The 11,009-nt window shown below is 64.4% G+C and carries 7 protein-coding genes; 6 read left to right on the top strand and 1 reads right to left on the bottom strand.

What is annotated here, in order from left to right:
* From Q7T64_RS09655 to Q7T64_RS09630, 6 genes are all read left to right on the top strand, one after another.
* Positions 1–837 (top strand): efflux RND transporter periplasmic adaptor subunit (locus tag Q7T64_RS09655; protein WP_304794953.1); only part of this gene is annotated, 837 nt, incomplete at its 5' end.
* Positions 838–861: 24 nt separating this feature from the next.
* A complete protein-coding gene (locus tag Q7T64_RS09650; RefSeq protein WP_304794951.1) occupies positions 862–3,018 on the top strand; it encodes a hypothetical protein in 2,157 nt (718 codons plus the stop codon).
* Positions 3,018–5,141, top strand: coding sequence for a hypothetical protein (locus Q7T64_RS09645; protein WP_304794948.1), 2,124 nt, complete (start codon positions 3,018–3,020; stop codon positions 5,139–5,141). Before Q7T64_RS09650 ends, Q7T64_RS09645 begins: the two co-directional genes overlap by 1 nt.
* A gap of 3 nt (positions 5,142–5,144) precedes the next feature.
* Positions 5,145–6,959, top strand: a complete 1,815-nt coding sequence (locus Q7T64_RS09640; protein WP_304794946.1) for an efflux RND transporter periplasmic adaptor subunit — start codon at positions 5,145–5,147, stop codon at positions 6,957–6,959.
* A gap of 100 nt (positions 6,960–7,059) precedes the next feature.
* Positions 7,060–7,794: a SapC family protein gene (locus Q7T64_RS09635; protein ID WP_304794945.1), complete on the top strand. Its 735-nt coding sequence runs from the start codon at positions 7,060–7,062 to the stop codon at positions 7,792–7,794.
* 19 nt (positions 7,795–7,813) lie between these two features.
* The gene (locus Q7T64_RS09630) at positions 7,814–8,794 is read left to right on the top strand and encodes a TAXI family TRAP transporter solute-binding subunit (RefSeq protein ID WP_304794943.1); all 981 of its coding nucleotides are present in this window, start codon (positions 7,814–7,816) and stop codon (positions 8,792–8,794) included.
* Here Q7T64_RS09630 and Q7T64_RS09625 read toward each other — a convergent pair.
* Positions 8,784–10,139: an NAD(P)H-dependent oxidoreductase gene (locus Q7T64_RS09625; protein WP_304794941.1), complete on the bottom strand. Its 1,356-nt coding sequence runs from the start codon at positions 10,137–10,139 to the stop codon at positions 8,784–8,786. The two genes, Q7T64_RS09630 and Q7T64_RS09625, sit on opposite strands and share 11 nt — an antisense overlap.
* Positions 10,140–11,009: the final 870 nt, after the last annotated feature.

Here is an 11,009-nt window from a genome sequence, read left to right as displayed (position 1 = left end):
GCCGCGCAGCCCGCGGCTGTCGTCCTGCCTGCCACCCGACCCGCTGCCGATCCGGCGCCCGGCGAACGCGCGCGCGGCACGGCCGAGGACGATGCCGTGAAGGGCCTGACCCGCTGCAACAGCGACCTGAACTTAGGCTTTCCGCTGACCGGGCGCATTGCGCAGCTAAAGGTGGCCGAAGGCAGCGTGGTCCGGCGCGGCCAGGCCATGCTGGCACTGGACAATGCCGCCGAAACGCTGGAAGTGGAGCGGCGCCTGGTGCAGTGGAAGAGCATGGCTGAACTGTCGGCGGCGCAAGCGCGACTGGCGACCGCCACGCTGCAGGCCAGTGCAGCCAGGGAAGTCTACGCCAGCACCCAGGGCATCAGCCGCGAGGAAGTACAGAACCGCGAACTGTCGCGCGAGTTGGCGTTCAATGATGTCGCACGCCTGCAAGCGGCCAAGGAAATGGAACGGCTCGATTACCTGACCACGCGCGAGAACCTGGAGCGCCGCACGCTGCGCGCGCCGGTGCCTGGCATCGTCACCAAGATCCTGCGCCAGCCGGGCGAGAGCGTGCAGGCCAATGAGCCGGCACTGCGGCTGTGCGACCTGAGCAAGATCCTGTTCGTGGCCAATGCACCCTCGGCCCGGGTAGAGCACCTGAAAGCCGGCGACGGGGTGGATCTGAAGCTGGTGGCGGGCAATGCGGCGGTGCGCGGCCGGGTCCTGTTCGTGTCGCCGGTGGTCGATGCCGCCAGCGGCCTGCGCGAGGTCAAGGTGGAATTGCTGCCCGGCCGCACGCCGGTGCGCGCTGGCATCAGCGCCATGCTGCTGCTGGCTCCCGCGCAACGCTGATGATGACGCCGCCAGGAAGGAAAAATGGGCAAGACGTTCTCGGATAACTGGTATCGCGTGGCGGACTTGCGGCTGGCCTTGCGCCCGACCGTGTCGGTACGCCTGCACCATTACCGTGGCGAGCCCTGGTATGTGCTGCACGAGCGCACCCACAACAGTTTTCATCGGGTCAGCCCCGCTACCTGGCGTTTCCTCACCGCGCTCAATGTCGACACCACGGTGGACCAGGTGTGGCGTGATTCGATCGAATCGCATCCGCAAGAGACACCGGGCCAGGACGATGTGTTCCAGTTGCTCAGCAGCCTGTACCGGCACAACCTGATCACGCTGTCGGGCAATGCCGACGAGGGGCTGCTGCTGGAGCGCGAGGACCAGAAAAAGCGCAAGCCGGTCGCCGCGCGCATGTCCGAACTGATGTTCATGCGCATTCCGCTGCTTGATCCGGAACCCTTGCTGAAAAAAATGGCGCCGCTGGTGCGCATCCTGCTCGGCCCGGTGTGCGTGACGCTGGCGTTGCTGCTGGTGGCATGGGGGCTGGTGGAGCTGATCGGCGGCGGCGCGCGCGCCTGGAACCAGGCGCAGTCGCTGCTGCAGGCCGACAATGTGGTGCTGCTGTACCTGGCCATCTTCATCGCCAAGGGCTTGCATGAACTCGGTCATGCGGCGATGTGCAAGCATTTCGGCGGCGAAGTGCGCACCATGGGCGTGATGCTGCTGATGTTCACGCCGCTGCCGTATGTGGATGTGTCGTCCAGCTGGGCCTTGCGCGACTCCCGCAAGCGCGCATTGATCGGCGCGGCGGGCATGCTGGTCGACCTGCTGGTGGCGGCTGTGGCCACCATCGCCTGGGCGCATTCACCGCCCGGCGTGGTCAATGAAATCGCCTATAACCTGATGTTCTCGACGGCGGTGTACACGGTCGTGTTCAATATCAATCCGCTGATGCGCTTTGACGGCTACTACATCCTGTCGGACCTGATTGGCGTGCCCAACCTGCACGAGCAGGCAAAGACCCAGTTCAATCGCCTGTTCCGCACCGGCATCATGCGCATGGAAGACGGCGGCGTGGACGCCAAGCCGCTGCCGACGGCGCTCGGGCTGGCCGGATTTTTTGTCGCCTCCACGCTGTACCGGCTGGCGGTGATGGCGGGCATCGTGCTGTTCATTGCGGACGCCTATTTCGGCATCGGCCTGCTGGTTGCCATTGCGCTGATGGTCACGACATTCCTGCAACCGCTGCAAAAGGGCTGGCGCGCCGTCGCCAATCCCTACTTCCTGTTCCAGCACCGCTTGCTGGTGCGGCGCGGCGGCATGGCGATTGTGGCAATCGTGCTGGCCTTGCTATTGATTCCGGTACCTGACAACCGCGTTGTGCCGGGCGTGGCCGAAGCCGTCAACCTGACCCGCGTTTTTACCGAATCCGGCGGCATGATCACGCGGGTGCATGTAGCTTCCGGTAACTGGGTCGAAGCCGGCACGCTGATCGTCGAGCTGGCCAACCCCGAGCTGGAACTGGAAGCCCGCGGCGTGCGCGCGCAGATGCGGCATGCGCAACTGCTGGAAGCAAAATCGCTCACCGAAGAGGGCGTCGATCTGTTGCCGATCCGCCAGCGCATTGAAACACTGGAAGCCTCGCTGGCGGCATTGCAAAAACAACAGGCCTCATTGACCGTGACCGCCGCTCATGCCGGTTACTGGATCTCGCCGGAATCCGATTTCCGTCGCGGCGCCTGGGTGCAGCGCGGCGCCGAACTGGGGCAGGTGGTGGATGACCGCAGCCATCGTTTTGTCGGCGTCATCCAGCAGGAGGCCGCCACCATCCTGGTCAGCGCAGACCGCCAGGACCTGGAAGTCCGGCTCGAAGGCGAGCGCGACCTGCGCTACCGTGCCCGCCACCTGACGCTGGTGCCGCATTCCAGCGAGACGCTGCCATCGGCCGCGCTCAGCCCGCTGGCCGGCGGCGAAGTCGCCGTGAGCCTGGCCGATCCGTCCGGCAAGCAGAGCGCCGAACCCTTCTTCCTGCTGCAGGCCGACCTGCTGGCGCCGGCGCGCCGGCCGGGCGTCGATCCGGTGCGCAGCGGCCGTTCCGGCTGGATCCGCATCCATTTGCCGCCGTCGCCGCTGGCCGTGCAGGCTTGGGTGCGGGCACGCCAGTTCATCCAGCGCAGGTACCAGGTCTGATGAACGCACCCGCCACCATCGACATTGCCGCGCTGGCGCAGCAAGCTGGCCTGGTGCAGGGCGCCAGCCGTGTGCTGCCGGGCGAAAGCCTGCTGGTGCTGGCGGCGCATCGGGAGCCGGATTTCCGCCCCTGGCTGGACCATGCCGGTTACCGCTTCGCCACCTGGATCGCGCGCCGGCGCAATCCGCAGCGCGCGCTGCGCCGGCAAAGCGAGCAGATACTGGCGGCGGCAGCGCACTATCACGCGCTGGATGACGACGGCTTGCGCGCAGCGCTGCAACAGGTCGCCGCTGCCTGCCGCCTGGCCACCGGCGAGGATGGAACAGAAACCGATGAGGCCATGGCGGCCCTGGTCGCTGCCGTGCGGCGGGTGACCGGGCTGACCCCGCATCCTGAGCAGTTGATGGGTGCACTGACCCTGTTGCGCGGCGAGATCGCCGAAATGGCGACCGGCGAGGGCAAGACCCTGACTGCGACCATGGCGGCGGTGGCATCGGCATGGCGCGGCTGGCCCTGCCATGTGGTCACCGCCAACGACTACCTGGCCGCCCGCGATGCCGAACTGGCATCTGGCCTGTTTGCGTTTTGCGGCGTCAGCGTCACCCATATCGATGGCGGCACGCCGCTGGGCAGCCGCACTGCGGCCTACCGGCATGACGTGGTCTACACCACCGCCAAGGAATTGCTCGGCGATTTTCTGCGCGACCGGCTGGCCTTGGGCCGGGTGCCGACCCGCAGCGGCTTCGCCTTGCGCTGTGTCGCCCAGGGTGGCGAGGCCTCGTTTCCCGGCGTCGTCATGCGCGGTCTGTCGCAAGTGATCGTCGACGAGGCCGACAGCGTGCTGATCGACGAAGCGGTCACGCCGCTGATCATTTCCAGCCAGCGGCCGGATGAAACGCTGGAGAAAGCCGCGCACGACGCCGTGCAACTGACGCGGATGCTGGACCCGGAACGGCATTTCCTGGTCAACCGGCCGCTGCGCCATGTCAAGCTGACCGACGAAGGACGTGAATTCGTCGACACCGCAGCCAGCCATTTTTCGGCATTCTGGCAAAGCCCCGAGCGCGCGCATGAACTCATCGAGCAGGCGCTGTATGCAATTCACTTGCTGGAACTGAACCGGCATTTCGTGATTCGCGACGACGAGATCGTGCTGGTCGACGAGTTGACCGGCCGCCTGGCCGAGCAGCGCACCCTGTCGCTGGGCATGCAGCAAGTGCTGGAAGCTGCGCATGGCCTGCCGGTATCGCCGGCGACCGAGGTTTCGGCGCGCCGCAGTTTCCAGCGTTTCTTCCGGCTGTTCCCGAAAATGGGCGGCATGACAGGTACCGCGGAAGAAGCACGATCCGAACTGCTGGGCGTGTACCGCTTGTCGACCGTGCGCATTCCGACGCACCGGCCGGTGCGCCGCAGTTTCCTGCCGATGCGCGTGTTTCGCCATGAGCAAGAGAAATTCGACGCCATCGTGCGCGCCGCCATTGACGCTGCCAACGCTGGCCGGGCGGTGCTGGTGGGCATGCGCAGCGTGCGTTCCAGCGAGGCGCTGCACCAACGCATGAGCGCTACCGATCCCTTGCTGGCAGAGCGTGTGCCGGTGCTGCATGCAGTCAACCATGCGCAGGAAACCGCGATCGTGGCCAAGGCCGGCAGTGCAGGCTCCATCATCATCGCCACCAACATGGCCGGGCGCGGCACCGATATCGCGCTGGAAGAATCGGTGCGGACAGCTGGCGGGCTGCACGTGATCATCGGCGAGCCCAACGACCTGGCGCGGATCGACCGGCAACTGATGGGACGCTGTGCGCGCCAGGGCGATCCCGGCACCGTGCAATGCTTCGCCTGTCCGGAAGATGAAGTTTTCCGGCGCTACCTGCCGGCTTTCCTGTTACGGTTCTGGACCGAGCGGCTCGATGCGGGTTCGAGCGCGCCGGGCGCGGGACAAACAGCGGATCGGGCAAGCAGGACGCAAGCAGCATCGCCGCCAGCGAACCATGCCGGCGCGCTGACCTGGCTTGCACCCTGGTTGCTGAAGCTGGCCCAGCGACGCGCTGAAAGCCGCAGCTTCCGGCAACGCAAACAAATACTCGAGCAGGATATTCAGCTCGACAAGAGCGGCTTCTGACCCATGTCTGCATTCATTTCAACGCTGCAAGACCTGCACACCTTCGATGGCCAGCCAGCGGATTTCTGGCAGCACTGGACCACGCAGGGCTGCCGTGCGCTGGGCGGCGAATTCGCGGCCTTGTACGCGCGCCTGCCGGGCCAGCCGCCGGGGCAGGGCTGGGCGGTGGTCAACAGCTGGCCGGCAATGGACGGCGGCAGCGCACAGGTGCCGGCGCTGGCGGCAACAGTTGCTGTACCGCTGCTGGAACAGGCATTGAAGGACGAGGTAGCCGAAGGCCCTGTGCTGCTCGGACCCTGGCGCGCCGCACTGATCCTGTTCCGCCCGGCCAGCGGCGAGCAGGAACTGCTGTTGTGCGTGCACCTGCAAAACCGCCAGGCGGCGCCGTCGGCCGGCGACCTGCGCCTGGTCGGCTGGGTGCCGCGGTTTTATGAACAAGGCCGGCATGTGCAGGAGCGGCAGTCGCAGGCCGACCAGTATGCGCAGGCGCTGGAATTGCTAGGCCGGGTGCTGGAGTCGGAACGATTCGACCAGGCTGCGCTGGGCCTGGTCAATGCGCTGGCAGAGCGTTTCAGTTGCGAACAGGTCTCCTTGTTATGGGGGGCGCGCGAAGGCTTGCGGCTGCGCGCGGTCAGCCATAGCGAGAAGCTCGGACGGCGCAGCGCAGTCTCCGACTTGCTGGAAGAAGCCGGCCAGGAGGCGATGGTGCAAGGCAAGGAAATCGCCTGGCCGCCGCAGGGAAAGGTGGTCACCCGGGCGCATCGGCAATATGCCGACGCCAGCCAGCCTGGCCACCTGCTGACCGTGCCGCTGACGGTGGGCGGCGAGCATCTCGGTGCGCTGGTCTGCGAGCGACAGGCGACGGCGTTTTCGGCCGGGGAGACCTGGATGTTGCGCTTGCTGTCGGACCAGGTGTCGCGGCCGCTGCGCGACCTGGAAAAAAAGCAGCGCAATGTATTCAAGCGCGTCGGCGCCGAATTGTGGCAAGGCCTGCCGCGCCAGTTGCGCCCGCTGACAGCGGAAGGCCGGCGCTTTACGCTGGCGCTGGCCGCTGCGCTGCTGCTATTGCTGTTTGCGCCGCTGCCGTATGCGGTCGAGGCCAGTTTTGTGGTGAAGACGGACGACATGGCGTTTGTTGGCGCACCGTTCGACGGCTTCATCGAATCGAGCACGGCCACACTGGGTGCGCCGGTACGCGCCGGCGAGCCGGTGTTCGTGCTGTCGGTGCGCGAATTATTGCTGGAACGGGCGGCGGCCCTGGCCGACATCGCGCAAAACAGCCGCGAAGTGGAGAAGCGGCGCGCCGCCAACCAATTGGCTGAAATGGGGATTGCCGAGGCCCAGCTCGAGCAGGCGCAGGCCAAGCTGGAGCAATTGCAGTTCCGCCTCAAGAATGCCAGCGTGGCCTCGCCCATCGACGGTATCGTGGTCGAAGGCGAGCCCCGGAAAAACCTGGGTGGCGCCGTCAAGCGTGGCGATACCGTGGTAAAAATTGCGCGAGTCGACCGGCTGTATGCCGACATCGCGGTGAAAGAACGCGACGTTCACCTGGTGCGGGTGCAACAGGATGCCGACATCATGCTGGTCAGTAATCCGAACCAGACGTATGCGATGAAGGTACAGCGGATCACGCCGGCAGCCAGCGTCAAGGACGGGCACAATACTTTTCCGGTGCGGGCGCAATCCTTGTCCACCCATCCGGCATGGTGGCGCCCGGGCATGACCGGCGTGGCAAAGATAGATGTAGGCTACCGCCCGCTGGCCTGGGTGATGACGCACCGCTTTATCGATTACCTGCGACTGACCTTCTGGCTGTGAGGTGGGACCAGGCAAGCACAAGCAAGCACAAGCAAGCACAAACAGCCACCACGAGCCACGCCGGCGGCGAGGCGAATGATTTGAAAAGGGGAGGGCAATCATGGCAGCAATGATTTTTTACGAGCGCGCAATACCACTGAACCGCGAGCGGCATCAAAGCCTGAAGGTGCTGCACAAACAGAACGATTTCGGCTTTGCCGCCAAAACCAATTCACTGCTGCTGGCCGGCAGCGAGCTGGCCGAGGCGGCGCGCGATTACCCGGTGGTTTTTGTCGGCAACGCCGAAGGACCGTTCACGCTGGCGGCGCTGGTCGGGCTGGAAAGCAATCGCAACCTGTTCGTCGATGCGCAGGGCAACTGGAGCGCCAATACCTACCTGCCGGCGTTTGCGCGCCGCTATCCGTTCGTGCTGGCCGGCGTCGATGGCTCGGACGACCTGACCGTCTGCATCGACGAGGCCAGCCCCTGGCTGGGCGCGGTTGAGGGTGAGGCCTTGTTCGACGCCGCCGGCAAAGAAACGCCCTACCTCAACAGCGTGCTCGATTTCCTGCGCCTGTTCCACAATGAAATGACGCGCACCCGCGCCTTTGGCAGCAAGTTGCAGGAACTCGGCTTGCTGGTGCCCAAAGTGATTTCAGTCGATCGAGAAGGCCAGAAGCAGCAACTGGAAGGCTTGTGGGTAGTCGATGAAACCAGGCTGGCCGGACTCAGCGATGAACAGGGTTTGTCGCTGCTGCGCTCAGGCTACCTGGGGTGGATCTATGCCCATCTGCTGTCGCTGGGCAATGTCGCCCGTCTGGCGCGCAAGATGGACGAATTACGGCTGGCAGCATAGCCGCCGGGACCGGAAAACCATGCGCCCCATTCGCTTGCCGGCCCGGCTGTCAACCCTCTTCATCGGGCTGGGCCTGCTCGCCGGCTGCGCTGCATTGCAGGGGCCGGCGCCTGACAGGGAAATGACTGTTTCGCTCGGCACGGCCACGCCCGGCGGCGGTTTTCCGGTGTATGGCAATGCGGTCGTACGCACCGTGGCGCAAACCGATCCGCGCCTCCATGTCGCCGCACGCAACACCCGCGGCAGCCTGGAAAACATTCCGCTGCTGGAGTCGGGCCAACTGGACTTTGCGCTGGTGCAGGGCGAGGCCGCGCACCAGGCATGGAACGGCATCGGCCGCCCGCCAGCGAAACTGGCGATCGTCGCGGCCATGTATTCGACCCCCGGTATGTTCGTGGTGCGCGCCGATTCGCCGCTGCGCAGCATCAACGACTTGCGCGGCAAGCGTGTCGCCTTTGGCGCCCGCAGTTCCGGCCTGGTGCTGTTGGCGCAATATACGCTGGAGGGACTGGGACTGGACATGGAACGCGACTTCCGGGCAGTGTTCCTGGAGCGTGCCGGCGACGGCCCGGCAATGGTGGCCAGCGGGCAGGTCGATGCGCTCTGGGGCGGCGGCAGCAGCTGGCCGGGATTCACCGCGGTGGCCAATGCCGCCGCTGGCGCGCGTTTCATCGTGCCCGATGCCGGCGAGCGGGCGCGCATCCTGGCGCGCCACGCCTTCCTCAAGCCGCTGACCTTGCCGGCCAACAGTTTCAAGGGGCAAGGCCAGCCCTTGCAATCGGTCGGCTCCTGGAGTTTCATCCTGGCGCGGCCGGACCGCAATGAAGAGCAGGCATACCGCTTGGCGCGTGCCCTGCATCGGGGCGAGCAACTGATTGCCGGCATACTTCCACAGGCCCGCGAAACCACGGCAGCCAATACCTTGCGCGCCGCGCCGGCGCCGCATCTGCTGCATCCGGGCGCGCTGCGCTACCTGACCGAGGCCGGCGTCAGGCGCTAGTGCGGGCCTCGCTGGCGAACAGGGTTTCCATCTCGCGCCGCACGCGCACTGCCAGCGAATCGGTGTTGTACGCCACATCGTCCCAGCTCAGCGCCTGGCCGGCGCGCACCGCACGCGTCAACTTCACGCCATGCGCCAGGCCCAGCGGCAAGCCGTTCAGACGCATCGACTGTTGTGCCGGCATCAATTTTCCATACACGGTGTAGCCACCTTCGCCATCGAGCGTTTCGCCGATCGCCAGGTCGCGCTTGGCGGTGGCCACCACGTCGCCGGCCCAGCCGATCGGTGCGCCGGTGGCCTCACCGCGCAAGGCAATCGAGGCCACGCTGATGCCCAGCTCCAGGCCGATCAGGTGGAACGGCTTGTACATCGACGAATACTTGCCGCTGGGGTCGGTTACCAGGCCGTATTCCTGGAAACAGCGTTCGACGTAGGGGCTGCCTGCGGCGAAGGTGACGTACACGCCCCAGCGCAGGTCCCGGAACACGGGCTTTGCGTCGCGCTCCAGGCTGGAAATGACTTCCACTTGCCCGCGGTGCAGCAAGATGCCACCGTCTTCGCGCGGGCACAGCACGCTGGCCAGCTCATCCACGCCCACTGGCGGGAAGGTCAGGCCATCCGGTGCTGTCAGGCCGGTGGCATTGGCGACTGCCGCCATTTCGATGGCGCTCTTGGTGCCATCCAGGAAGCTGTTGAACATTTGCGGGTTCATGCCGCCTTGCTGCGCCTGTTCGGCGGTCAGGCCGTAGTGGTCCCAGACCGTGGCTGGGGTCGAGGTGTGGTAGGTGGGGAGGTATTTGGTGCCCTTGCCGGCGGCGATGATTTCGAATCCGGCGGCGCGCGCCCAGTCGACCATTTCGCAGATCAGGGCTGGCTGGTCGCCGTAGGCCAGCGAGTAAATGATGCCGGCTTTGTCGGCGCGGCGCTTGAGCAGCGGACCGGCCAGGGCGTCGGCTTCGACGTTGACCATGACGATGTGCTTCTTGTGCTCGCAGCAGGCCAGTACGTGGGCGATGCCGGCGGCGGGGTTGCCGGTGGCTTCGATCACGATGTCGATGTGGGGGGAGGCGATCAGCGCCATGCTGTCTTCGAGGATGGCGGTGGTGCCGTTTTTCGCGGCTTGTTCGATGGATGTTGCTGCGTAGCGGTCTGCGGGCCAGTGGACGGTTTTCAGGGCTGCCCGGGCGCGTTCTGGTGACAGGTCGGCGATGGCGACCAGGTGGATGCCGGGGGTGCGGGGGACCTGGGACAGGTACATGGAGCCGAATTTGCCGGCGCCGATCAGGGCTACCCGGATGGGGGTGGCTGTTTTGGCGCGGGATTGGAGTTTGGTGTAGAGGTTCATGGGGTTCCTGGTGTTCGTGATGTTGCGGTGTGCTTTCGGGTAGTTTATTTTATATTTTTTATTGGGTTTTTTATAGGGTGGGTTTTGGTTATTTGCTTCGGGTTGTTTCTCTTGTTTTATGTTTATTGGTGTTAAGCGGGGTGTGCGCCCCCGCGGGCGCGTAACTTTCTTTTTGGCGCGCCAAAAAGAAAGTCACCAAAGAAAAAGGCGCTAAAACCCATTTGGCTAAGCGCGCCGCGAAAGGCAACTCGATTCGGGCTCTCGATCACGTTAATTTACGTTCGACCACTCCGGAATGTGGCAAATCGTGGTTTCTCTCAGTGGATCAGCTAACCCGCTCCATTTACTTTCCTTAGTTTTTTATCCGTGGAGACGCTAATTGGATTTGTAGAAGCTGAGGTTTCGGATATTTGGCGCTTTAAAAATCGCGCATTTGTCCACATTCGAGTGCTGATGTTCTGGTTGGTAGTTGGCAATCTGCCCATACAAGCGTGAGAGACGGTGCAGGCCCTGCCAGATCAACCCGTCAATCGATCACTCCGGGCATTCGATCACTCCGGCCATTCGATCACTCCGGCGATTCGATTACTTCGGCTATTCGATGACTTCGGCCATTCGATCAATCCGCCCACCGCAATTTCATTGTTTCCGCAGCGCACACAAATCCGCTGCTTCTACAGTGTAATTAGCGTCTCCACGGGTAAAACACTAAGGAAAGTAAATGGAGCGGGTTAGCTGATCCACTGAGAGAAACCACGATTTGCCACATTCCGGAGTGGTCGAAGGTAAAACAACGTGATCGAGAGCCCGAATCGAGTTGCCTTTCGCGGCGCGCTTAGCCAAATGGGTTTTAGCGCCTTTTTCTTTGGT

It is taken from the genome of Lacisediminimonas sp. (assembly GCF_030645335.1).
GTDB lineage: Bacteria > Pseudomonadota > Gammaproteobacteria > Burkholderiales > Burkholderiaceae_D > Lacisediminimonas.
This window is presented reverse-complemented; position numbering and strand designations above follow the sequence as displayed.

What these genes read in the sequence shown, in the direction of transcription:
- Q7T64_RS09650 (WP_304794951.1), top strand. Translation starts at nt 862, where the DNA reads ATGGGCAAGACGTTCTCGGATAACTGGTATCGCGTGGCGGACTTGCGG.
- Q7T64_RS09645 (WP_304794948.1), top strand. Translation starts at nt 3,018, where the DNA reads ATGAACGCACCCGCCACCATCGACATTGCCGCGCTGGCGCAGCAAGCT.
- Q7T64_RS09640 (WP_304794946.1), top strand. Translation starts at nt 5,145, where the DNA reads ATGTCTGCATTCATTTCAACGCTGCAAGACCTGCACACCTTCGATGGC.
- Q7T64_RS09635 (WP_304794945.1), top strand. Translation starts at nt 7,060, where the DNA reads ATGGCAGCAATGATTTTTTACGAGCGCGCAATACCACTGAACCGCGAG.
- Q7T64_RS09630 (WP_304794943.1), top strand. Translation starts at nt 7,814, where the DNA reads ATGCGCCCCATTCGCTTGCCGGCCCGGCTGTCAACCCTCTTCATCGGG.
- Q7T64_RS09625 (WP_304794941.1), bottom strand. Translation starts at nt 10,139, where the DNA reads ATGAACCTCTACACCAAACTCCAATCCCGCGCCAAAACAGCCACCCCC.